The 24,262-nt window shown below is 43.0% G+C and carries 18 protein-coding genes; 10 read left to right on the forward strand and 8 right to left on the reverse strand.

What is annotated here, in order from left to right; genetic code table 11:
* Window positions 1-4: 4 nt before the first annotated feature.
* Window positions 5-481: a protein CreA gene (gene creA / locus PR699_RS09440; protein WP_014656819.1), complete on the reverse strand. Its 477-nt coding sequence runs from the start codon at window positions 479-481 to the stop codon at window positions 5-7.
* Between the two features lie 254 nt (window positions 482-735).
* Between creA and robA the strand changes: the two genes are divergently transcribed.
* Complete coding sequence (robA, locus tag PR699_RS09445; RefSeq protein ID WP_004926707.1) at window positions 736-1,632, forward strand: MDR efflux pump AcrAB transcriptional activator RobA; 897 nt, start codon at window positions 736-738, stop codon at window positions 1,630-1,632.
* A gap of 173 nt (window positions 1,633-1,805) precedes the next feature.
* On the opposite strand, the gene gpmB is transcribed toward robA, so the two are convergent.
* Window positions 1,806-2,453 carry a 2,3-diphosphoglycerate-dependent phosphoglycerate mutase GpmB gene (gene gpmB, locus PR699_RS09450; protein ID WP_004926704.1) on the reverse strand — a complete coding sequence of 216 codons (648 nt, stop codon included), beginning with the start codon at window positions 2,451-2,453 and terminating at the stop codon, window positions 1,806-1,808.
* A gap of 52 nt (window positions 2,454-2,505) precedes the next feature.
* Here gpmB and yjjX point away from each other — a divergent pair, with 52 nt between their 5' ends.
* A complete protein-coding gene (gene yjjX, locus PR699_RS09455; RefSeq protein WP_004926699.1) occupies window positions 2,506-3,042 on the forward strand; it encodes an inosine/xanthosine triphosphatase in 537 nt (178 codons plus the stop codon).
* A gap of 182 nt (window positions 3,043-3,224) precedes the next feature.
* Here the strand turns inward: yjjX and trpR are convergent, their stop codons facing one another.
* Window positions 3,225-3,545, reverse strand: a complete 321-nt coding sequence (gene trpR / locus PR699_RS09460; protein ID WP_004926695.1) for a trp operon repressor — start codon at window positions 3,543-3,545, stop codon at window positions 3,225-3,227.
* 70 nt (window positions 3,546-3,615) lie between these two features.
* On the reverse strand, window positions 3,616-5,532 hold the full coding sequence (sltY, locus tag PR699_RS09465; protein ID WP_036941904.1) for a murein transglycosylase: 1,917 nt from the start codon (window positions 5,530-5,532) through the stop codon (window positions 3,616-3,618).
* A 788-nt stretch (window positions 5,533-6,320) separates the two neighbouring features.
* Here sltY and PR699_RS09470 point away from each other — a divergent pair.
* Window positions 6,321-6,848: a polymer-forming cytoskeletal protein gene (locus PR699_RS09470; RefSeq protein WP_014656822.1), complete on the forward strand. Its 528-nt coding sequence runs from the start codon at window positions 6,321-6,323 to the stop codon at window positions 6,846-6,848.
* Between the two features lie 921 nt (window positions 6,849-7,769).
* Complete coding sequence (gene ettA / locus PR699_RS09475; RefSeq protein WP_014656823.1) at window positions 7,770-9,437, forward strand: energy-dependent translational throttle protein EttA; 1,668 nt, start codon at window positions 7,770-7,772, stop codon at window positions 9,435-9,437.
* 81 nt (window positions 9,438-9,518) lie between these two features.
* Here ettA and nadR read toward each other — a convergent pair whose 3' ends face one another.
* From nadR to serB, 3 genes are all read right to left on the reverse strand, one after another.
* Window positions 9,519-10,751, reverse strand: coding sequence for a multifunctional transcriptional regulator/nicotinamide-nucleotide adenylyltransferase/ribosylnicotinamide kinase NadR (gene nadR, locus PR699_RS09480; RefSeq protein WP_004926682.1), 1,233 nt, complete (start codon window positions 10,749-10,751; stop codon window positions 9,519-9,521).
* 79 nt (window positions 10,752-10,830) lie between these two features.
* Window positions 10,831-12,219 (reverse strand): DNA repair protein RadA, encoded by a 1,389-nt coding sequence (gene radA, locus PR699_RS09485; RefSeq protein WP_004926679.1) that lies wholly within the window; start codon window positions 12,217-12,219, stop codon window positions 10,831-10,833.
* 134 nt (window positions 12,220-12,353) lie between these two features.
* Window positions 12,354-13,331 carry a phosphoserine phosphatase gene (serB, locus tag PR699_RS09490; protein ID WP_004926677.1) on the reverse strand — a complete coding sequence of 326 codons (978 nt, stop codon included), beginning with the start codon at window positions 13,329-13,331 and terminating at the stop codon, window positions 12,354-12,356.
* A 96-nt stretch (window positions 13,332-13,427) separates the two neighbouring features.
* Here serB and PR699_RS09495 point away from each other — a divergent pair, with 96 nt between their 5' ends.
* Window positions 13,428-14,207 carry an AhpA/YtjB family protein gene (locus PR699_RS09495; RefSeq protein ID WP_004926675.1) on the forward strand — a complete coding sequence of 260 codons (780 nt, stop codon included), beginning with the start codon at window positions 13,428-13,430 and terminating at the stop codon, window positions 14,205-14,207.
* Window positions 14,208-14,250: 43 nt separating this feature from the next.
* Here PR699_RS09495 and PR699_RS09500 read toward each other — a convergent pair whose 3' ends face one another.
* Window positions 14,251-15,033, reverse strand: coding sequence for an energy transducer TonB (locus tag PR699_RS09500; RefSeq protein ID WP_004926672.1), 783 nt, complete (start codon window positions 15,031-15,033; stop codon window positions 14,251-14,253).
* A gap of 179 nt (window positions 15,034-15,212) precedes the next feature.
* Here PR699_RS09500 and PR699_RS09505 point away from each other — a divergent pair, with 179 nt between their 5' ends.
* The 5 genes from PR699_RS09505 (at window position 15,213) to PR699_RS09525 (ending at window position 24,155) form a co-directional block, all read left to right on the forward strand.
* Window positions 15,213-15,749, forward strand: coding sequence for an RNA polymerase sigma factor (locus tag PR699_RS09505; RefSeq protein ID WP_272577837.1), 537 nt, complete (start codon window positions 15,213-15,215; stop codon window positions 15,747-15,749).
* The gene (locus PR699_RS09510) at window positions 15,749-16,735 is read left to right on the forward strand and encodes a FecR domain-containing protein (RefSeq protein WP_004926667.1); all 987 of its coding nucleotides are present in this window, start codon (window positions 15,749-15,751) and stop codon (window positions 16,733-16,735) included. Before PR699_RS09505 ends, PR699_RS09510 begins: the two co-directional genes overlap by 1 nt.
* A 117-nt stretch (window positions 16,736-16,852) precedes the next feature.
* On the forward strand, window positions 16,853-19,621 hold the full coding sequence (locus tag PR699_RS09515; RefSeq protein WP_036941908.1) for a secretin and TonB N-terminal domain-containing protein: 2,769 nt from the start codon (window positions 16,853-16,855) through the stop codon (window positions 19,619-19,621).
* A gap of 48 nt (window positions 19,622-19,669) precedes the next feature.
* Window positions 19,670-21,376, forward strand: a complete 1,707-nt coding sequence (locus tag PR699_RS09520) for an ABC transporter ATP-binding protein/permease (RefSeq protein ID WP_004926661.1) — start codon at window positions 19,670-19,672, stop codon at window positions 21,374-21,376.
* Window positions 21,366-24,155, forward strand: a complete 2,790-nt coding sequence (locus tag PR699_RS09525) for a pitrilysin family protein (protein WP_014656828.1) — start codon at window positions 21,366-21,368, stop codon at window positions 24,153-24,155. The genes PR699_RS09520 and PR699_RS09525 overlap by 11 nt, the downstream gene beginning before the upstream one ends.
* Window positions 24,156-24,262 lie beyond the last annotated feature (107 nt).

Consider the following 24,262-nt stretch of genomic DNA (forward strand, 5'->3'; position numbering starts at 1 on the left):
AGACTTACCACGGCATAATAGGTACAGCGCTTAATGCATTCTTCGGTGAGCCATCAATCATCTTGTCTGAATAAGTCAAATAAACAAGCGCATTGCGTTTTGGATCATAAAAACGTACTACCTGCAACTTTTTGAATACTAATGAAGTCCGTTTTTGGAAAACAACGTGCGGTTTTTTCGGTGAACGTTTGATCCGTTCATTCAGTTCAATCGGACCAACTTGTTGGCAAGATATCGCCGCATCAGAAGTATCTTCTGCTAAACCAAGCCCACCTTTAATCCCCCCCGTCTTCGAACGGCTTAAGTAGCAGGTCACATTTTCAACATCGGGATCATCAAAAGCTTCAACAACAATTTTATGGTCAGGGCCAAATACTTTAAAAACGGTATCTACCGAGCCAATTTCTTCCGCAAACGTCGCAAAGGGTAATGCAGACAACAGTGATGCCAATACGATCTTTTTCAACTTGCAAAAATGCATACAAATTTCCTTTTCAACCAGAAGACTTAGCCTCTTTGTTATATACTTTTTAAACAATTCGAGTGACATTTCAGCCATTATTAACCATAAGGCAGCCTGAAATATGACAAGTATAAAAGAAGTTAATCATTTTCTTTACAACTAAATGGTAAATACAACTCTTTTACTATAAACGAAAAAGGTAACTTGATATAGAATAGGCGTTCCTTGATAACCTATATCTGTTTTTTAAGTCTTATTGACTAGGGATATACATGGATCAAACAAATATTATTCGTGACCTTCTTCGCTGGATCGATGATAACCTAGATAAACCTCTATCACTCGATAATGTTGCGGCAAAAGCTGGCTACTCCAAATGGCATTTACAACGGATGTTCAAAGAGGTGACTGACCAAGCAATTGGCGCCTATATTCGTGCTCGACGGCTATCTCGCGCTGCTGTAGCTTTACGACTGACCAGCCGTCCGATTCTTGATATCGCGTTACAATATCGCTTTGACTCACAGCAAACTTTTACCCGCGCGTTTAAGAAACAATTTAACATCACCCCTGCTTACTATCGTCGTAGCGATGAGTGGTGTGCCACGGGTATTTGTCCACCTATTATTTTAGATGAACATAAACATTTAGATTATGAGTTTGTCGAGATGCAGGAGCAGCCTTTAGTGGGGCTTGAGCAAAGCTGTTCTTATGCGCTAGAAGAGTGGTCAACCGCCTGTTCACAGATGCGCCAAACTTTCTGGCACTACTATTTAGAACATACAACCTCGATTGCCTCTGAGGTCTTCGGCTTACACCACGCGATTCATAACGCCGATAAAGAAGATGAGCAGACGGTGTTCTATACCACCGCAGTAAAACCTGAAGATGCAAGTTTTAACAATGCAGAATATAGCCATCTCACTATTCCCGCTGGAGAATATGTGAAGTTTAGCTTTAGCGGTGAAGCAACGCGCGCAGCAATGCAAGAGTTCTTATATCAGATTTATGGCGTCTATCTGCCTAAGCTCAATATCACGCGCCGACCTGGCTATGATATCGAACACTATAAACTCAAAAATGTTGAGTTACGTCATATAGACCATAAAAATGATGACCCGAAATCGCATGTTGCGGCCTTTGATTACTATGTGCCGATAAAACGTTAATAATTTGGAGTTTCAATGGCTCGTTATCTTTCCAAGCTGTGGCATCATGGACTGTCCTAGCTAGCCGAGTCACATATTATTTATGTTCCCGACTATCTCCGTTAGTCTCCTAGCTGCAACTCGAATAAGTTAGAATCTATCATTGTTGGAACTCCAAATTTACACTGTCTCAACTACGCTTGCTGTTCATCTAACGCAGGCTGAGTAAGGTGGGTAACCTCACCAGTACTTTCAACGATCCAACCATTTGCGAGCCAAGGGCTGTTTTGGTAATCCACGCGTGAAATTGAGCAATTACGTAAGCGCAAGCGGCGTTCTGAATAAGCAGGAACCCCTAAAATACGGCTAACTAGCGTACTCAATGCGATCCCGTGGCTGACTAAAAGTGGTCGACTCCCTTTTGGTAGATCGAGGCAACTGTTGAGAGCGGCATACATGCGCTGATACAGCTCTTCCATCGATTCACCGTTTGGAATACGCCCGCCTTCTGTGCCATCAATAAGGCTTTTACGCCACTGCTCTTCTTGCTCTGTCAGGCTTTCTATTTCGCGCTGTTCCAGAACCCCCATATTTAATTCACGAAGACGAGGTTCTATGATAATTTCACAACGGCAAACATCCGCAATTATTTGTGCAGTTTCGCGTGTGCGTCCCATATCACTAGTGATAATATGAGTGATGCCTTCTGATTTCATCCTTTCGGCAACTTGCCTTGCTTGCAGACGTCCAGTGGCCGTGAGTGGGCTATCAGATTGGCCCTGTATACGACGTGCCACGTTCCATTCGGTTTCACCGTGGCGAACAAGATAAACCTGTAACATAGATGTGTTCCGTTATTACTTTGCGAAATATGTGTTCAAAGGAAAATAATTAATGTACCAAGTTATAGCTGCAACGACTAATCCTGCCAAAATTAAAGCGATTCATCTTGCTTTCGATGCTGTTTTTGGGCCAGGCACTTATCAAGTAGAAGATATTAACGTTGATAGCAGCGTTCCACAGCAACCTATCGGTAATAATGAAACCCGCACAGGCGCAAGGCAACGTGTAATGGCATCAAGGCAAGTTCGCCCAGAGGCCGATTTTTGGGTCGGGATTGAAGCTGGCATTGATGAAGATATGACCTTTGCATGGATTGTTATTGAACATAAACAGATCCGTGGTGAATCACGTTCAGCGAGTATCATGATCCCAGAAAAAATCCTTGCGGGTATCCGTGAAGGGCGTGAGCTTGGTGACGAAATGGCAGATTTAACTGGCATCGATAACATCAAACAACAAGGCGGTGCCATCGGCTTTTTTACTAACGGGGTACTAACACGCACCAGTGTCTACCAACAAGCACTGATACTGGCGCTGGTTCCCATTAAGCATGAAATTTATAAAGAGCTAAACCAGATAGAAGATTAATTATAACGAAAAAATAACAATAGGGGCAGTCTTTGCCCCTATTTGTCTATATTAATGACACAAATCACACAATTAACACTGACAACTCATCATCTTGAGTCAGTATGGACTGATGCTCAACTCGGCTCCCTGTCATGGAGTAACGTGTATAGAGTGCTCTGTGTTCAACGAATGTGCAGTGGCTATTTTAGCAATTGCGCTTCTAACCACTCTTTTACAGGCTGAGGTGCCGATTTTAAACTATTTGAGCCGCGTGTGATGGTAGCGATACCCACCCCAAGTTCATTTTTTAATTCCCTTTGGCTCATTTCACCACGCATCAACTCTTGCACAATTCTGACTCGAGTCGCAAGCGCCGTTCGTTCATCGGGTGTCAGCAACAATTGTAATATGGGATGTTGTAAGTCTTGCTCAAACGCAAGCTGTAGCAATTTAACAAAGCGTTGCCAATCATCGTTCTCATCGGTAGTGAGTGCTGGGTCATTCAGGTGATTTGCAGTCATGTTATCCAACCATACTATTTAACTAGTACAAATGATAACACACTATTTGGCAAATCACCTGTAAAACCTACTAATACTTCATTAACCACTCGTTATCGGTCAATACAGGCCCATGTTGCCCCATAAAGTAACGGTAGAATACGTCATAAGAGAGCACATTTTTCACATAGCCTCGTGTTTCTGAAAAAGGAATACTCTCGACAAAGGCAACAGCATCAAGACGACCGCTACTATTACCTAACCAACGCGTGACCCTTGATGGCCCAGCGTTATAAGCCGCACTTGATAGGATACGGTTATTAGAGAACTGCTGATAAACATCATCTAAGTAAGCCGTACCGATTTCAATATTCTTAACTGGGTTCACCAATTGGCTGGTATTGACATAACCATCAATCCCTTGTTTCTGTACCGTATGCTTCGCCGTCGCTGGCATGAGCTGCATTAGCCCCGTCGCCCCAACAGGGGATTTGGCTTGTGGGTTCCATGCACTCTCTTGACGAGCAATCGCCATGGCATAACTTTTAGAAATCGTTTTACCTTTTGTGTAGTGTTCAAACTCTTTTTCCCACGCTAATGGGAAACGTTCTTCTAAATGATTCCACAACTTCGCTTGGATAGTTGCTTGCACACTTAAATCCGCCCAATTGTTATCAAACGCATAACGGGCAAGCTGCTCTTGCTGATTTGGTGGTAGTGAAGCGACTAAACTTACCCATTCGGTACGAGCAAGATTGTCCATTTCCCAATACATTAATTCACGTACACGCTGGATTTCTGCTAACTTATCTAGCTGTTGACTATCCGGTTTTTCAGCCGTTTTAATATACAGAGGGTATTCTGTGTTTAATTTTTGTGCTGCCACCATTGGGTAGAAGCCTCTGCCCTCGATGAGTTTGCGTAGAATGGCTTCACCTTCTGCTTTTTTGCCTTCATTCATTAAGGTGATGGCCTGCCAATATTGCCACTCATCTTTATGCCGTGCATCAGCGGGAAGCTGTTTCAGCCATTTTGCCACTCCTGCTTTATCCCCAGCACCAAGTGCTAAGCGAATACGGCGCTCTTTTAGGGCTGTTGAATCAGTTTCACTGATCACCTCATCGCGCCAGTTTTCTTGCTCAGGTGTGACCGCCCCCATATATTGCCAAGCAACACTATCTTTTAATTTTTGAGTTTCGGCAAAATTCATTTTTTGCGCGTTACTGATCCCCTTTAACGCGGCTCGTGCCTGATCTGGCGATTGGCGCGCATAACGGCTAAATGCAGCTATCGTGGCTTGACGTGAAAAATCGGTCGGTGTCATCGTCTTAGCAAAAGTGGTAACCGATGCAGGATCATTTTGCAGCTTCACTAATGCATCACCAATCGTCCTATAACTTGGTGGCAGACGCTTCGCTAAATAGGTAGCCATTGAGGTATTACCTGCATCAATGGCAAGGTGGATCCGTTCAAGGATCATTTCCGGTGTTAAATGGCCGGCTTTTTCCCACTCATTAAACAATTTATCGCAAGCGGCAGGCATTGAACGCCCATTAAGCCAAGATTTCTCCGCCCCTTGCCAAGCGAGCGTTTTATTGCCTGTAGCCCAATTAGCATAGAAATAGTTACATTTCGCCTCCGCAGGCATAGGCTCTTTAGGGCTGAATGCCAGCAAAGATTGCCACTCTTGGCGACGAGCAAGTTCATTCACAAAGCGATTTTTTAACGTTTTTGCGACTGGTAATGTCGGGTGAGCGTCAATAAATGCTTGTACTTGACTCGGCGAAATAATATCGAGGTCTTGCGTTAACTCTCGATATTCTAAATAAGGGTACAATGGATACGTTTGTAATGTCGGCAATAAACGTTCAACTTCATCCATTTGCTTGGCATCCCAAGCTTGTTTGATGGCTTGATAACGCTCTCGTTGAGCCTGTAAAGAGTCTGCCCATACCGTCGTCGATACCAACATCATGGCAATCGGCACTGCCATCAAGAATTTTTTCATACTGACTATTTCCCTATTCCCGCGCTGCTCTAAATTTTTCGCTTCTATAACTATACTCGAAATTATTCGAGTTGCATGTAGGTGTTCAGTGAAGTTTTCCCAAAAGACCCCATCAACTCATCGGTTTGAGTCACTAAACACAACTTGTATTGATATGGCCTGAAATATAACGCGTATCAGGTGGATACAACTTTGTTAAACGATTTTTATCAATATAAAATCTTTAGGTTGAAAGCAACAGGAGTGTTCTTGAAATTAACGCCTTGATAGAGAGCAGCCTCTTTCTATACGTCAAAACACCTAGTAAAATAGTGGTTAATCCACCGAATAGACTACGCTGAATCACGTAAAATGATGGATTTGATAATCGTCGGCTTTATGGCACATCGTTGAATAACATGATGAGTTATCTATAAAAATGGTTGTTAAATAGATAAAAATCAGTGAGCCATGTTTATTAATAGGTATGAATGCTTAAATTACTCAATATTGATGTATTATTTTCAGTAAAAATAGACAAATCTTGATCTTTACTGTTAAATAATATCAGTGGATGTAAAAACTATTTAATTTTGTCAATATGATGAAGCTCATTTGGAATAATCTAAACTCCCTTTAAAATGAGATATGATATGGATTTCAAAAATTTATTTTTTTCTATTCTTGGGTGCGGATGGGCATATCTTTTAATATACACATTAACAGATATTCACTCTTCTCTTGTATCTCTGCCTTTCCTAATCATATTCTTCATTGTTTTTTATATACTCTCTACAAGGAATAAAAGGATGTTTGCGAAAAAAAGTAAAGATAAAGATAACGTTATCGAAGCGGCAAAAACGCATGAGTTAACGCCCGAAAAAGAAACGGTTGAAATTAAAGAAGAAAAAGTGCTTTCAACACCTTCAGCACGTAAGAGCACTTCTATTTCAAGTAGTTGCAACATTTCCGGTGACCTTGTTTTAGATGAAGACATCCAAATATTCGGTCATATAAAAGGGAGTGTTCGTAGCAATGACGGTATTGTCACAATCCAAAAAGAAGGGGTTGTTGAAGGCGAGATTTATGCTCAAACCATTTCAATCAACGGCATTATGAGAGGCTTATGTGTCTCTGAAAACTTGGATATTCTAGAAAATGGTCAGCTCGATGGGATCTGCCAAACTAAAAACCTAACCATTAAGAAAGGTGGGGTATTCACCGGAACCTCTGAAAGAACAGATAAAAAAATACAGGCCAGTGATGTACAAAGAGAGCTTAAACAGAAAAAACCTGATATCGTTAAGTTAGAATCAGCGCCTATTTCTAATCAATAAAATCTATTTATTTTCAGGTTTTAATGATATTAAAAATTAATTCTATAGTGGTCATCGCTCTGCTATAGAATTAATATCATCTACAACATATTTAGATGTCGATTTATTATGCTAATAATTTACTAATAATCTATTTTAATCGCTATGTGATTTTTAATATTAATCGCTATTTAAATATTAATATCAAATAATAAGCTCTCAGTAATCTTCAAAACATAAAAACAGGAAAACCTATTTTATTGAACAGTCGCCGTTTGCTGCATCTTGCAAATGGTTAAGCGTCTGCTTTACACGTTGGTTCTTGGGCTTTGATAGACATCTTTAGCTTATCGTCAAAATCATCTTCACAAAATTTAGGTAACTCGGAAGAAAAAGTAATAGAGGTAAAAGTATTAACCCTAAATAATCTTTTTTATATCAGATTTATTAATGAAATATTAAATGGCATGTCACTCTACCATGATCCAATAAATACCTTCATCAAAGCTAAACAAAAAGAAATTTCCATTAAGCCTTAAACTAAATTCACCCTAACAAGACTAATCGATATGTTTATCTATAAAACAAAACAGCTCCCGTATTAAAAAATAGCCAACACCCCCCGTTCCCCCCTGTTAATGATTATTTTTTGTTTACAATGTAAAAGGTCATTTACCCCATGATGAAACATGCGCGTTTTTACTTAATTTTGATCCCGTCTTAAGTGGGGGTTAATTCACAAGAAAGTATCGGAAACACACGCAACTATTGACTTAGAGTGAGGAACAATTAGAGTGAAGCTCAGAAAAATTTTAAGATAGAAAGTAACGTTTACAGCAGCAAAAGTCGCCTAAGGTATAATCGCGTGATAAGACGGTCATATGTCTGCTAAAAACACTATCAAATATTGAACTTTCGTTTATAAAACAATAGGTAAAAAAATTGGCTCAATATGTTTATTCTATGCTCCGAGTCGGAAAAATTGTTCCACCGAAGCGTCATATTTTGAAAAATATCTCTCTGAGCTTCTTTCCTGGGGCGAAGATTGGTGTTTTAGGTCTTAACGGTGCGGGTAAATCAACCTTATTGCGCATCATGGCGGGTATCGATACGGAAATTGAGGGGGAAGCACGCCCTCAACCCGGTATCAAAATTGGCTATCTACCACAGGAGCCTAAGCTCAACCCTGAACACACTGTTCGTGAAGCGGTTGAAGAGGCAGTCTTTGAAGTTAAAAACGCATTAACGCGTTTAGATGAAGTTTATGCCGCTTATGCCGATCCTGATGCGGATTTCGATAAGTTAGCTAAAGAGCAAGGCGAGTTAGAAGCCATTATTGCTGCGCAAGATGGTCATAACTTGGATAACCAGCTAGAGCGTGCTGCCGATGCACTGCGTTTGCCACCTTGGGATGCTAAAATCGAAAACCTATCCGGTGGTGAGCGTCGCCGTGTTGCTATCTGCCGTCTTCTGTTAGAAAAACCGGACATGCTGCTCCTTGATGAGCCAACTAACCACTTGGATGCGGAATCCGTTGCTTGGTTAGAACGTTTCTTACATGACTATGAAGGCACTGTTGTGGCGATCACCCACGACCGTTACTTCCTTGATAACGTTGCAGGTTGGATCCTCGAACTTGACCGTGGTGAAGGTATTCCATGGGAAGGTAACTACTCTTCTTGGCTAGAACAAAAAGATGAGCGTTTAGCGCAAGAGGCTTCAACGGAAGCGGCAAGACGTAAATCGATTGAGAAAGAGTTAGAGTGGATCCGCCAAAATCCAAAAGGCCGTCAGGCGAAAGGTAAAGCACGTCTGGCTCGCTTTGAAGAACTTAACAGCGTTGAATACCAAAAACGTAATGAGACCAGTGAATTATTTATTCCACCAGGTCCACGTTTGGGTGATAAGGTTATTGAAGTTGAAAACCTCAGCAAATCTTACGGTGACCGTGTTCTTATCGACAACCTAAGTTTCTCCATTCCAAAAGGAGCCATTGTCGGTATCATCGGCCCTAACGGTGCGGGTAAATCAACCCTATTCCGTATGATCTCAGGCCAAGAGCAGCCAGATTCAGGCACCATCACCTTAGGTGATACGGTCAAGATTGCCTCTGTAGATCAGTTCCGTGACTCCATGGACGACAGCAAAACGGTTTGGGAAGAGATCTCGAACGGACAAGATATCATGCGTATTGGTAACTTTGAGATCCCAAGCCGCGCTTATGTGGGTCGCTTTAACTTTAAAGGCGTTGACCAAGGTAAACGTGTTGGCGAGTTGTCCGGTGGTGAGCGTGGACGTCTGCATTTAGCTAAGCTGCTACAAGTTGGCGGTAACGTACTGTTACTCGACGAACCCACGAACGACCTCGACGTTGAAACATTGCGTGCCTTAGAAAACGCCTTGTTAGAGTTCCCGGGCTGTGCAATGGTTATCTCGCATGACCGCTGGTTCCTTGACCGTATTGCAACTCATATTATTGATTATCAAGATGAAGGTAATATCACCTTCTTTGAAGGTAACTTCTCTGAGTATGAAGATTACAAAAAACGGACTATGGGTGCCGAAGCTCTACAACCTCATCGCATGAAATATAAGCGCATGAGCAAATAAGCCAAGCCTCCTACAAACACAAATACCTCATGATGAGGTATTTGTGTTATTCCAATCTCTCACTTTCAATAACCCATTATATTATTCGTCTAACATCAGCAATTGCTGTACTAACGAAATACAGGTGAGAAAACGGGTATCATAGTCAGGAGAATCAACATGAACAAATTCCACGTTGTTTTTCTTTAGCATTTCAATTAACAAAGATTGAAACTCTTGCCGGTCTTTTTCACTCCCCAAGCTACGTAAACCATCGGCTACCCATGGGGTATTATTTTCTAATAAGATCACCAGATCAAAACGATACTCATCAATCAAGGCCTGTACGAAAGGATGCTCTTTGCCCTCATAGCGCTTACAAAAAGCCTGAGTGGTAATAAAATCGGTATCAATAAAAGCGACCTTATTGGCATATTTAACCGCGAAATCAATATATTGAGCATGGCCTAATGCAATTTTATCGTAGTCAGAATATTGCAATGCCATTTCATCACCACCAAGATGAGAAAACACATAATCACGCCCAAACTCCCACGCACTGGTGGTATTAAAAATATTGGCCAGTTTGTTGACGAGTGTCGATTTTCCACTCGATTCACCACCGAGTATTGCCACTTTACGTACAAAGAAGGGCTTCACTTCTGTCGGAATATAATCCCAATATCGGAAAGGGGCCTGACGAATTTGATTACCACTGATATTCATGAAGGTCCGTTCAGGATCGATTAAGATAGTTTCTATCCCTAAGTACTTTTTATAGCGCGGTGCATCATTGGCTTCACCCGAATAGATAAAACTTGGGTGAATATTGTGCTTTTTCAAAAAGCCCTTCATTCCCTCACTCCACACTTCCCAACCGTGTGGATAAGGTTCGATACCTTGCTCATCGAATGAATGAATATGAATATTTTTTTGATATTTGAATGTTTGTAATAACCAACGTAGACGGTCACTGACTGTCGGCTGTTGTGACATGGAGCTATTCACGAATAGGTCTTTATCACGCGGCTCATCATGGCAAAGAATGACATGTAACTCATCAACTTGACTACAAGCACGCTGGATCAAGTAGATATGACCTGTATGTAAGGGATAGAATTTCCCGAAAACGACCCCAATGCTTTTTTGTTTATTTGGGTATTCCAGCCCTAAAAAGCGATGAAGTGCCGCGATCTTTTGTGCGCTCGGGCTTTTAATTTTGTTGTTGATAAGCTGGCTGAGATACCCTTTGGTCATATCAGAGGCATCAGCAACTTGCTGTAATGTATAGCCAGCTTGCTTAATTGCATTCTTAAGATAGTCAAATTCAGCCATTTAGTTCCCTTATTTGCTCTCAATAATTCGAAATGTAGCGCTATCGAACGCCACGAAAGTGCGAAATATGACGAGACGATTAATCAAATTCATCCATTACGCTTAAAGCATCTGACAACTTTTTCACACCATACACTTTCATATCGGGAGGTGATTTTTTGGGCATGTTCGCATGGGGAACAATCGCCCGTTTAAAGCCATGTTTTGCCGCTTCTGAAATACGCTCTTGCCCACTCGGCACAGGGCGAATTTCACCGGCTAAGCCAACTTCACCAAATACCACAAGGTCTCGTGGTAAAGGACGATCCCGAAAACTGGAGACTAAAGAAAGCAATAACGCCAAGTCCGCACTCGTTTCAGTGACCTTAACGCCGCCAACCACATTCACAAAAACGTCTTGGTCTGACATTTGTAAGCCACCATGGCGATGCAAAACAGCCAATAAAATCGCAAGACGGTTTTGCTCAAGCCCTACCGCAACTCGACGAGGATTTGACATCATTGAATGGTCGACCAATGCTTGTATCTCCACCAGCAGTGGGCGTGTGCCTTCCCATACCACCATGACGGAACTACCCGATGTGATTTCATCACCACGACTTAAGAAAATAGCCGAAGGATTATTTACCTCTTTCAAACCCTGTTCCGTCATCGCAAAAACACCTAGCTCATTAACCGCACCAAAACGGTTTTTATGGCTACGCAAAGTACGAAAACGGTTATCGGCATCCCCATCCAACATAATTGAACAGTCGATACAGTGCTCTAACACCTTAGGACCAGCTAAAGAGCCATCTTTCGTCACATGACCGACCATAATGATAGCGACACCGCGCGTCTTGGCGAAACGCGTCAAGTAAGCGGCGGTTTCACGCACCTGAGCCACACTGCCGGGGGAAGATTGGATATCAGCCATATGCATGACTTGGATTGAGTCGATCACCATTAATTTAGGTTGCTCTTGCTCTGCCGTTAAACAAATTTGCTCAATGCTGGTTTCAGATAGCATATTTAGCGAATCCGTCGGCAAACCAAGGCGATGTGCACGCATAGCAACCTGTTGCAGCGACTCTTCCCCTGTGACATACAGTGTTTTCATTTCGCGTGAAAGTAAGCACATGGTCTGTAGTAGCAATGTACTTTTCCCAGCCCCTGGGTTCCCGCCAATCAAAATCGCGCTCCCCGGTACGACGCCACCACCAAGTACGCGGTCAAACTCCTTAAATCCTGTGGTAAAACGCGGCAGCTCTTCAAGGCTAATTTCTGATAGCTTTTGCACACGGCTTACGCCAGCAGCATTTCCGGCATACCCCGTTAAGCGATCATGACGTGGCGATGATTGACTTGAGGCGAGGCGCACTTCTGTAATGGTATTCCATGCATGACAGGCACTGCATTGCCCTTGCCAGCGCGGATAATCCGCACCGCACTCATTACAGACAAACGCTCTTTTTGCACCTTTCGCCACAATATTGCTCCTATTAACCCTTTTTTAACTAACTGCCTTTAATTCAAAGTATATGCTATTCAATAATCCGCATAGTTGGTGCCCGTAATACTTAAAATACCCCGTCACTTTACGGCTGCTCTGTATGATGAATATTACCGCTCTTCGTGCTTAAGCCCCCCGCTCAACACGCACATAACCCCCATTAAATCAGCATGACGGATAGCCACTTTGGCACGTGCGTAGACTTTTGGCTTCGCGTGATAAGCTATTCCTAACCCCGCCTTACGCAACATTTTCAAGTCATTTGCGCCATCGCCGATTGCCACGGTTTGTTCAATCGGTATTTCTAAACGCTCTGCTAACTTAACCAGCGTTTGTGCTTTAAATTTGGCATCGACAATTGGCCCTTTGACTTTACCGGTGAGCTTACCGTCTTTGATTTCTAGCTGATTCGCAACAGCGGCGACCAATTTTAATTGTTGACGTAAGTTATCGGCAAAGAATGTAAATCCTCCTGATGCAATCGCCACATGCCAATCCATCGCTTGTAATTTACGAACAAGGCTGGTTAAGCCAGGCATCAATGGCAGCGTATCCATGACTTGCTGCAAAATCATCACATCGGCCCCTTTAAGTAACGCCACACGCGCTCTTAAGCTTTCCGTGAAATCTAACTCACCTTGCATGGCTCGTTCAGTTACTTCCGATACTTGCTCGCCCACGCCATACAAACGTGCAATTTCATCGATACATTCAATTTGAATTGCCGTAGAGTCCATATCCATTAACAGCAGGCCCGGTGAACGTAAACGGGGAATTTGCCCTAATGGAACAACATCTAATAAACTTTCATCGGCTAATTTTTTGATGCGAGGAGTAATGCTTCCCGCAATTCTGACCACTTGATAGTCATCGATTCGCCATGATGAAACGATCACTATCGCTATCCCCAAACGCTGCTGAAAATCGCTGATCCGTGCCTTATCTAACCCTCGTCCATATAATAACCAACCACTGTCGCCAGCGCGATAATCTAAAGGCATGACCTCTTCACCGCTCAATGACAGCGGTAACCCAGGCCACTTTTGAATTTCATCGGGTAAATAGCAATAGGTCAAACTCGTTGACATGAAAATTAGCTCCTGTAATCGACTCAACGTTTTATAATAAAAATATGCCCCAAAACTACCTTATCTGTACAAGCTCTGGCAACATGATGCCAGAGAATGGATAAAGAGCACTTAGTGATTTCTATGAAACTGACCTTTAAGCTTCACAAAACAGTGATAATTATTATCTGTGTCGCATTAATCGCCCTATTAATGCATGGCATAACCTATTTAGGTAACAGCCAAAACCAAAACAGAGTCGAACAATTTAAACAGCTAACTCGAGTTTTGGCCGAACAAGTGGCTTTCAGCTTATCCGATTATATCGTTTCCGGCAGCAAAGATTTTAATCGAGAACGCATTATCGCCAATTTAAACAATGTCACCAAAGACAAATACATTTTGGATGCCAGTATTTATTCGGCGGGAGGAACCTTAATTGCGAGTGCGGGAGAGTCAGTTCCGGTACGTGAACGCCTTGCCATTGATAGCAAACAATCAACACAACCTTTTCAATATCAACTGGTTGTACCTATTCCCGGAAAAGAAGAGCCAAAAGGTTATTTACGGCTTACCATTGATACTGAGCTACTAACCACAGAAATTCAGCAAGCTGATAACAGTACCAATGTATTACGTTTCTTTATTTTATTAGCGCTCTGTATTGGGATTGTGCTGGCAAATACCTTATTCCGCACCAAGAAAAAGAAAGGCAAAAATGTACCGCCTCAGCTCGTTGTTGATGAAGACAGCGGCAATGAAGATGATGAAAATATGGCACCAAACATTGCCAAAAAACCTCATTTCGACCGAAAAAGAAGCGAACATCGGCCTTATCGCCCTAAAAGACGTCGTGCTAAAAGCAAGCCGAATAAGCCCAAACCCCCTGAAAATTAAGCCACGAACTCACACTGCTGAGGATCTCCCCTCAGCAGTTCAATTACATGGAATAAGTATCAAAAACAATCGGTGCAACGAATTCGACTTTGCCATCCACTAATAGCGTTTCAGGAGGGGCTGGGAATGGCGCTGCGCGGTTTATGGTCGCAATCGCCTCTTTATCTAACAGTTTGGTTCCAGATGAATTAATCAAACTGGCACTAATCACCTCACCGTGACTGTCCACCATCACTTTGACCTGAGAGACACCGGTTGAACGAAAACGTAGCGCCGCCCTTGGATAACGTTTCGCTTTTGCTAAACGCTGATGAACCTCACTGTGCCAACCTTGATGACCACTCACCGCCACCGAGGCATTACTGGAGAAGTTCGCACTGCTACTTGCTTCACTCCCCGCTGCTGGTGCCGAAGTCACTGCTGACTCTTGCGTACTGAGAGGCGCCTCTTCAACGACTTTTTTGACTTGTGTAGGTTTCTTTTTAGGTGGGTGTTTCTTTTCGCTGACCTTGGTTAAGGTTCCATTATTAACTAACGGTGTTTCGGGTAGTTTTTCTGTTTTTTCAACTAATTCAGGTAAAACTTCCTCATGTGTCGCCATCTGCTGTTTCGCAGCATGATTCACTTCAGGCTCTGAATGCTGCTCAAGCTGATAAACGCCTAGTTGTAATGATATTGCGGGTGGCAATACCCCTGTTGTCGGTATTGACGCCGTAAACCAGCCAATAAATATCACTGCGAGTGTTCCGTGGAAAAGAAGACTTAAAAATAAACCGCCCAGTGGACGGAAAATCGGGCGCTCTAACTTACCCGCGATACTGCTCATATTCTGCCTCACGACTTTATTTTTTGCAGATTATAGGCATAATACAAACAAAAATGATATTCATTATTATTAATAACATTCTAAAGTTAAAATAACTATTTGAAATAAAACAATAAAGCGATTTGAGCAAATCTTTATCACGCCTAAGCGTGTAATTTAACTTTTAACACCAGCGAAAAATGACTATTGATAAATCCCTTGCCCGTAAAATTAGCGGCGCATATCAGTCAACGTATAGCCAACTTGTCCGCTTTTTCCGCAATCGGCTAGGTAATAGTAACGATGCTGATGATTTATCTCAGGATGTGTTTACACTATGGCTTAATCGAAAAGAGCAATCTCCGATTAAAGAGAGCCGTGCTTATTTGTTCAAAATCACCAATCATGTGTTAATTGACCATTGGCGACGTCATCAACGCCAATCCACGTCTGAAACAAACATTGATGATGCTTTACTTGAACAGCAGCTCGAAGAGACACAAGCTGATCCCAGTGAAATACTGGAGCATCAACAACGTATCCAGTGGCTTAGTGAGGCGATCGAGTCGCTCCCTCCACGGCGTCGCGAAGCTTTTTTGCTCTACCGATTTGATGGTTTGTCACAAAGTGAGATTGCTGAACGAATGGAAATTTCCATTAGTATGGTCGAAAAGCATATAGCAGCAGCTTTGGTACATTGTAAAAAACACCTTGATAATCAGAGCAATAATAATTAATGACACGTACAACACACTCTGAGCCGGATACATTAGATTCTATTGATGAGCAAGCAGCGCTGTGGTTCACCCGCAAGCACAGTCAGCAGATGAGCGCTGAACAAGCAAAGCAATTTGATATCTGGTTACACGCATCTCCTGAGCATGCGAAAGCCTATGAAGCGATTGCAGGGGTTTGGCGCGAGTTCGATTCAATGCCACGGCCAGCGTCTATTGAACTCCCCCCGAAAAAACAGCTCTTTTTCCGGTTATGGCGCCCATTGGGAAATACCTTAGCAGCACTATTTATTGCCGCTATTTTATTCTTACCCTATAGTCAGCTACCCTCAATGTTGTTCAACAATATGACTCTCGTCGCAACTAATATGCCAAAAGAGGTCACTCTATCAGATGGCTCTGCATTATTTCTCAATCGCCAGACACGCGTGCGGGTAGCCTATGAAACAGAGGTTCGGCGGATATATCTAGATGAAGGTAACGCTTATTTCAAAGTCAAATCCAATCCTTATCGGCCTTTTGTGATTTTAGCCGATGAAAGGCGCATTCAAGTCATTGGCACTGAGTTTGAAGTCGATAGACATCAGCAACAAGTCGCTGTCCGTGTTAGCAAAGGGATAGTGAGTCTGAAAACAGGGCAAGAGCAAGCAACGACTTACCTGTTTGCTGGGGATAGCGCGACTAGCTCTGCCATCAATAGCCCTGTCAAAATGAATAAAATTGCGCCTCTTGATGTGGCAAGGTGGCGTTTTGGTGAGTTGAGCTTTACTGATAAACCATTGGCTGAGGTGCTCTCTGAACTTAACGCTTACTCACCCGTCAACATTGAATTATCACCGCCTTCTTTAGCGCAAAGTAAAATCTCTGGTCGGATCAATTTACGTCAACCTGAGTCATTTTTCCAAGCACTTCCAATGCTTTTACCTGTACAAGTCGTTTATCAAGACAAAAATAACATATTGATTATTCAAAATAAAAAAAATAAATGAAAATTATTTCGATTTACAGGTGAGGATAATTCTCATTTCCCCCTCTACTTAAGCAGTTGTTATTTATTTTGCCATTTTTAGCACACTTTTTGTGCCGCTTAAGAATAAGGGATACTCATGTCTATTCGATTCACCCACAAACGGTTTAAGCCGCTTGCACTGTTCGTTGCCGTTAGTAGCGCAATAGTTTGCCAATCTGCTGCTGCGCAAGAAGTCGCTTTCTCACTTCCAGAACAAGCACTAGCCACTTCTGTGGCACAGATAACCCAGCAAGGAAATATCCAATTACTGTATGACAAGAGCCAACTCAATGGCCTACGCGCGCCTGCATTATCAGGTCACTACACCGCACAAACCGCATTACAAAAAATACTTATCGGTAGCGGATTAGAGTTAGTCAGTGATAATGGCATCTTCGTGATCCGTTCACAGAACCTTAATCAAGGTACATTAGTCCTCCCCGAAACACAGGTTTCTGGGGTCGTACAACAAAATCACCCAGCGACAGATGTTATGTCTGCGCCACAGTATGTGACATCGGAAGAGATCAGCCAACGTAACACGGGCGATGGCAATATTACGGATCTGATGAAAACCAACCCTGCCGTTCAATTTGCTAATAATGACAGCAACTCAATGAACCAAGGGGAAATAAAGCCTTCGCGTATTTCAATTCACGGCTCCAGCAGTTATCAAAATGCTTATCGTCTTGATGGCGTTAGCTTCAACAATGACTTTGACCCCGCAGATAATGGCCTTGGTGAAACAGCAACCCGCTTAAGCAGTAGCGATCAGGGGATCTATATCGATAGTCGTCTTATCGATAGTATGGCAGTCTATGACAATAATATTCCTGTCGAATTTGGTGGCTTTACGGGGGGAACCGTTGAGGTTAATAGCCGCCGTTGGCAAGGTGAAAACAGCGCACACGCCTATTATCGGTTAACCCGCTCCGGTTGGAACAATTTATTTCATGATTCCTCGCTTGGGATCGATACGACCAAGAATGACACCGCTAACCCTGCTCGTTTCCAAAATCGCTACGATAAAGATGATTTTGGTGGTTGGTTCGAATTAGGTGTCAGTGAAAATTCAGGTATCGTATTTTCAGCGTCACGCCGCAGTTCCACGATACCAATGACGGTAACTGGCGGCGATTCCGTTATCTTTGATGAAAATAATCAAGTGGAAATGGTTAATTTCGCTTCAGGTGAAAAGAAGCAGCACCGTACATCGGATAACTACTTCCTGAAATATTCGCTCGACCTATCAGATAAAAGCACATTAGATCTCTCAGCTAACTATGCCTCTTACGATAGTCGTCTATTTTCTGCTTCAGTCATGAATTCAGGTTATGATTCAACCCATGATGGACTGGGTTTTACCGCGGTTTTTAAACATCAATTTGATATTGGCCAATTCGAGTTAACCGCTAACACCCAAACACTCAAAGATGATCGTACTGATGACCAAAAATATTCACTCACAGTCCGTGCTATTGACTATTCCACCTATCAAACCACGGAAAGTAGCAGCGGCGGTTTAGGCGATCTCACCTCAAAACAGAAAAATCATGGGTTAAAGGGGGTGATGCGTTTTAATACCATGGAAGATGGCATAGGCCTCACTCATAAACCCACTTTAGGCGCAGAGCTCAATTACACCAAAGGCACTTATCGACGAGATAAAGACTACTTCCGTTATACATACACAGGTAGCATAGATGACAGTGGCATGTATAACGGTTACCTCAGTAATGTCACTCGATTCCAAGCAGGAAGCCACGCTGCGGACTACACTAATTATGCTGTATTCCTTGATGACAATATTCAATACGGCAAGTTAACCATTCGTCCGGGGATCCGTTTAGATCGCGACGACTTCGTTAATCGTACCAATATAGCACCGCGTTTATCCGGTAACTACGACGTCTTTGGCGATGGCAAAACACAGATTATTGCAGGTGCGAACCGTTATTACGGTCGCTCAATGCTCACCTATGCCTTATATGGCGCACAAAATGATGGGATGCAATTATGCAATAGTTATGATGGCTGCTCCCTAGATCCTAATAAAAACGATTGGGATAACAAAAAAGATTATGAAGGACTTGATTCACTTAAAACCCCTTATAACGATGAGCTAACCCTTGCACTGCAACAGGAGATCTTATCAACCACATGGCGCCTACAATATGTCCACCGTGAAGGTTATGATGAGGTAAGAACGCGTACCAAATACGATACTCGTGATGCAAGTAAACGTAGCATTCGCACCTTTGATAATGGCGGTCGTAGTTCACATGACACCGTGACACTTTCCGTTAATAACAGCCAACCTTGGGAGTGGGCAGAAGCTTCTCATGTGATGACCGCTTCACTGACATGGCAGCAAAGTGAAAGTAATACGCCAAAAGATGCAGGCTATAACTCGTTTGATCCTGCCAATAAAGTGAACCTCAACAAGGTATGGTATGACGGTAAAGTCATCGATGCCTCGAAACTGCCATCCACCAGTTTCAACTCGCCATTCAAATTAAACTTAGAACTGACCAGTGTTTGGGATGATTACGACCTAACTTGGTATAACCGCCTGCAATGGTGGGGCGCACGCGACCAAGCTGTTCGCTATGACAATGCCTACGCATTTGATCCCGAGTATGGGCAAGTTCGTAAATACACCAAACAGCACTTCTCCAGTAAATACACATGGGATACCCGCCTTGGCTGGAAACCTGATTTTGCCTATGGCTTTGGTTTCTCTGTTGAAGTGAACAATATCTTGAATAACAAAAATATCGCAGACCGCTTTGTGTTCGAAGATAGGGTGTTGAAATCTTACGATCCAGGTCGCCAATTCTGGCTACAGGTCAATTACGACCTTTAAATCTTGTTAGCAATGTGAGCAATCTACAACAACAATACGAAGAACGTCATGAAGACACTGAAACAATTTTTCTATTTAGTTAAACCTTTTTGGGGGCAGCGCGCTGCCCTTTTCTGCTGGCTACTGCTTGCCGCCTCACTGGGGCTAACCCTGTCATCGGTCTGGTTCAATGTCAAAATGAACATGTGGAACGGTGATTTCTATAATGCGTTACAGAAACTGGATGGTCAGGCACTCTATGGCCTCTTGCAATATTTTGTGGTGTTAGTAAGCGGATTAATTTTCGTGGTCGTTATGGGGAACTATCTCAAGCAAATGCTGATCATTCGTTGGCGTAAAGGCATGACAGAGTTAGTGCTCAATCGCTGGCTTTCTCCAAACAGTAAACACTACATGCTACGATTAACCTCACAAGAGCCAGATAACCCTGATCAACGTATTGCAGAAGATATTCGATTACTGATTGAATCGACACTGAATCTGCTGGTCACCTTCCTGCACTCAATGTTAACACTGGTCTCCTTTGCCACTATTCTTTGGACACTGTCAGGTAGCCTCTCATTCAACTTGGTGGGTACTGATTGGTCTATCCCCGGTTATATGTTTTGGGCCTGTATTATTTACACCCTTATTGGTATCGCCTTAACGCAATGGATAGGTTTCCCTCTACGTCGCTTAAATATGGATAAGCAGCGCCGTGAAGCCGATTACCGTAGCGCCTTGATCAATTGCCGTCAGCATGGCGATGCAATAGCAGGGCAACGTGGTGAGACGCAAGATAGAAAAGAGCTCATGCAGCGCTTCGGTGAAATTATTCGTAATTGGAACCGTTTAATTCGTTGCGAACGGAACCTCTCTTTTTACACCGTTGGCTACCAACAAGTGACCGCTCTCGCCCCTGTATTATTGGCGCTGCCCAAATTCCTCGCTGGCGAAATTATGTTAGGCGGTTTGATGCAGTTACGCCAAGCCTTTAGCAGTGTTGCCACTTCATTAGGCTGGTTTATTTTCGCCTATAAAGAAATAGCGGCATGGCAGGCTACCGTCTCACGTCTATATAATTTTGTGATTTTATTGGAAAATGATAAAGCGGCTGAGGTAGAAATCACCGAAGAACCACCTTTACTTGATGCCGCTGTTAAAGTGACTACCTCAGATAATCGCACTTTAATTGAGCATGTGCATGTCGTGGCTAAACAAGGGGAAGTCACTTTAATTTCTGGGCGCTCCGGCATTGGTAAATCAACCCTATTACGTACTTTAAGTGGCCATTGGCCATTCTTTGAAGGTGCGATTAAACGTACAAACCACCTAATGTGGATCCCACAACGCCTTTATCTTCCTATCAGCCGTTTAGACAGCTTACTGGCATACCCTCAAGATGCTAAGCAATTTACAGAGGCTGATTTTAAACTCGCACTTAGCAAAGTGGGTCTAGAGAAACTGCACTATCAATTAAGTTTAGAGACAGACTGGCATAACCGATTATCAGGTGGTGAGCAACAACGCATTATGTTTGCTCGACTTCTTCTGAATCGCCCTAAATTATTACTTTTGGATGAAACCACTTCAGCACTTGATGAAAATAGCGCCCTTGAGTTAATTCAACTCATTAAACATGAACTACACGATAGCGCTATTGTGTTGGTTACCCATCAACGTTTCCTATCACAAGTTGCCGAACACACTCTTCCGCTTCAAGAAGCGCAAACTCGCGCCAATATAACCACAGGATTGCCTGAATATGCTTCGTAAAATATTACTCGCCGCTTTTATTGGCCTCAGCCTCACAGGCTGCGGGGTGTCTGCTTCATCCAGTACGATGGGGCAGAATTTATTGCCTATCCGTACTGATTTGCAACATTATCAATTAGATAATGGCCTAAACGTTTACCTATTACCGCGTTCTCAACCAGGTGTTGAGCTACGCTTATTAGTGAAAAGTGGCTCGTTGCAAGAAAACGAACAACAGCTAGGATTGGCCCATTTTACTGAACATATGGCCTTTAAAGGTACAAAACATTTTCCAGGCACAACAGGCTTTAAACAGTTAGAACAGCAAGGATTGAAGCTTGGCAGTCATGTCAACGCGATCACTAGCCTCAATTCAACCTTATATAAGCTATCACTCCCGAACGCCACACCAGCACAAGTCTCAACAGCCCTACAAGTGATGGCGGATTGGGCATCCAATATCTCATTTGATCAACAAGCGTTTGAAAAAGAGCGCCCAGTGATTATTGAAGAGTGGCGTTTGCGCCAAGGGATGGGCTCTCGTGTTAATGATAGCCTTGAGCATTTACGCTACCACGGTAGCCGCTATGCAGAGCGTAACCCAATAGGGGAACTCGATATCGTTCGCCAAGCACCGATTGAACTGGCAAAAGAGTATTATGCGACATGGTATCAGCCACAACGTATGACCCTGCTGGTGATTGGGGATTTCAATCAATCTACAGTACGTGACGAAATCAATACGCTTTTCGCCATACCAAAGCCAGAGACCTTGTCTCAAGACAATCCAGAATGGAAGCAGTTTGCTCACTCTAATTTGCTGTTAGTTCAACCTGTGTTTGATAAAGAGCAAGGCGCTCGTTATGTTCAATTTGCTTTGCAAAAAGACATTATCGCCCCTCTCAACACACGAGAAGGGCAATACGAAGATTTAATGGATAGCTTATGGCTCGCCATTCTAAATCAACGTTTCTCTGTCTTAGTGGATAATGGCGTATTACCCGCCATTAGTATTAATGAGCAAGGCTCGATGTTAGATAACCAGCGCTTACAACAATTAATGATTATCCACCCTAAAGGAGATGATTATATTGGCGCCACTCAGGTTTTATTTACTGAGCTACAGCGATTAGCGACTGAGCCGGTAACACAAGAAGAGCTTGATAGCGCTCGTCAAAATCTATTGAAAAAACTCAGCCAGCAGGCCGCCGCTGAACAGCGCTATGGCAATGATTATTTGGCAGGCCAATTAACCACCGCGCTTGAATATGAGATGCCAATGTGGAATAAACGCCAACAATTGGATAAGAGCTACCAACTGATTGGAAAAGTTAAACCGCACGATTTACAGCAGCACGTTGCTAACTTTTTAAATGAAGCTTCACCACGCTTAGCCCTAATTGGTCCTGATACTGACGCAAATAAAGTCAATCATGCAGACTTTAGTGAGCAGTGGCAAAATACCCGCCTAAGTTCACCGGGGCCATTCACCTTACGCTCTCAAGCGATCACTCTGCAATTGCCTAAAGTGGCTAAAGGCACAATCACTGAGCAGACTGCACTTCCTGTCGCAAAAACCGAACGTTGGCTACTTAGCAATGGTATTCAGGTCATCGTCAAAGCTGATAAAAATCTTAAAGAAGATATTCAGTTTAATTTACAGCTACCCGGCGGCCGTTCACTTGAAACCATGCAAACTGCGGGGCTAACAGATTGGGCATTAAAGCTACCAGAAAGTAGCGGTTATGGTGAATATAGCGCACGTGATTTGGCATTATTAGCGAAACAAAATCAGATTTCGCTTCGCCCTTATAGTGAATTGCTCACTCATGGTTTCCGCGGTAAGGCCCCTGTTGATAACCTCGAAACCGCCCTGCAATTACTGCACTTAAAATTGACAGTTCCGCAATTTAGCGGTGAAAAATTAGAGCAGCAGAAACAGTCATTTGCGTTGAACCTTGCCAAAACACCTGTTGAGCGCACCTTCCTTGATAATATTAATAAGGAAAGCTACCAGCACGGTGAACTGTTAGTCATTAACCCACAAGGTGGCTGGAAAAATTTCACCGCGGGCCAATTACAGCAAGCTAACCGCCAGTTACTCACTTCGACGGCGAATATGACGCTGGTAATTAGCGGAGCAGTGAATACCCGTGACTTAAAACCATTATTAGAACAGTGGGTTGCTTCTATCCCTGCCAGTCATCATCAGCTGGCATGGCGTGATCAGGGGATCATGCCTAAAATGGCGAGCTTCAATAAAAATTACCCGATCAGCAGTAGTGATAAAAGTATGGTCAGCATCCAATTTGCTGCCCCTGCACAATGGACACAGCAAGATCAGTTAGCAATGCAACTGCTAGATACCATTGTGAGCCAACGTCTACGCGGCGAACTACGCGAAAAAGCCAGCGGTATCTATGCACTTGGTTTTTCACAAATGCTGGCGAAAAAACCGCAGCCTTACTATTTTGCACGCCTCAACTTTACCACCTCACCAGAACGTACTGAGGAGATGTCACAGATCGCCCAAAAGACAATTAATCAACTACGTCACTCAGGGGTAAATAGTAAAGAATTAACTGAAGCAAAAAATATTTGGCTTACGGAAAATGCACAAATAACCGACAGTTCAGGTTATTGGACCGAGGCGTTAGCTCAGGTCGCTGCCGATGACCAACAATATCAGCGTCTAAACCAAGAGCGTGCCATTATCCAGCAACTTACGGTCAATGATCTCAACCGTATCGCCAATCAATATCTGGGGCAAAACCCGAAAGTATTTACGATGACACCATAACCGTAGCTATTGAAGGGGGTTAATCCCCCCTTTTTATTCGCTTAAAATACGGTCTGATAAAACGCTGCCTCACGAAAATACGATCATTTAATTATTTGACGTTCACT

The sequence above is a fragment of the Providencia sp. PROV268 genome, assembly GCF_028477805.1.
Lineage (GTDB): Bacteria > Pseudomonadota > Gammaproteobacteria > Enterobacterales > Enterobacteriaceae > Providencia > Providencia stuartii.

Coding starts and splice junctions, on each gene's coding strand:
- PR699_RS09505 (WP_272577837.1), top strand. CDS start 15,213: ATGACTATTGATAAATCCCTTGCCCGTAAAATTAGCGGCGCATATCAG.
- PR699_RS09515 (WP_036941908.1), top strand. CDS start 16,853: ATGTCTATTCGATTCACCCACAAACGGTTTAAGCCGCTTGCACTGTTC.
- nadR (WP_004926682.1), bottom strand. CDS start 10,751: ATGGCTGAATTTGACTATCTTAAGAATGCAATTAAGCAAGCTGGCTAT.
- PR699_RS09525 (WP_014656828.1), top strand. CDS start 21,366: ATGCTTCGTAAAATATTACTCGCCGCTTTTATTGGCCTCAGCCTCACA.
- creA (WP_014656819.1), bottom strand. CDS start 481: ATGCATTTTTGCAAGTTGAAAAAGATCGTATTGGCATCACTGTTGTCT.
- robA (WP_004926707.1), top strand. CDS start 736: ATGGATCAAACAAATATTATTCGTGACCTTCTTCGCTGGATCGATGAT.
- PR699_RS09510 (WP_004926667.1), top strand. CDS start 15,749: ATGACACGTACAACACACTCTGAGCCGGATACATTAGATTCTATTGAT.
- PR699_RS09500 (WP_004926672.1), bottom strand. CDS start 15,033: ATGAGCAGTATCGCGGGTAAGTTAGAGCGCCCGATTTTCCGTCCACTG.
- PR699_RS09520 (WP_004926661.1), top strand. CDS start 19,670: ATGAAGACACTGAAACAATTTTTCTATTTAGTTAAACCTTTTTGGGGG.
- trpR (WP_004926695.1), bottom strand. CDS start 3,545: ATGACTGCAAATCACCTGAATGACCCAGCACTCACTACCGATGAGAAC.
- yjjX (WP_004926699.1), top strand. CDS start 2,506: ATGTACCAAGTTATAGCTGCAACGACTAATCCTGCCAAAATTAAAGCG.
- PR699_RS09470 (WP_014656822.1), top strand. CDS start 6,321: ATGTTTGCGAAAAAAAGTAAAGATAAAGATAACGTTATCGAAGCGGCA.
- PR699_RS09495 (WP_004926675.1), top strand. CDS start 13,428: ATGGATAAAGAGCACTTAGTGATTTCTATGAAACTGACCTTTAAGCTT.
- sltY (WP_036941904.1), bottom strand. CDS start 5,532: ATGAAAAAATTCTTGATGGCAGTGCCGATTGCCATGATGTTGGTATCG.
- serB (WP_004926677.1), bottom strand. CDS start 13,331: ATGTCAACGAGTTTGACCTATTGCTATTTACCCGATGAAATTCAAAAG.
- gpmB (WP_004926704.1), bottom strand. CDS start 2,453: ATGTTACAGGTTTATCTTGTTCGCCACGGTGAAACCGAATGGAACGTG.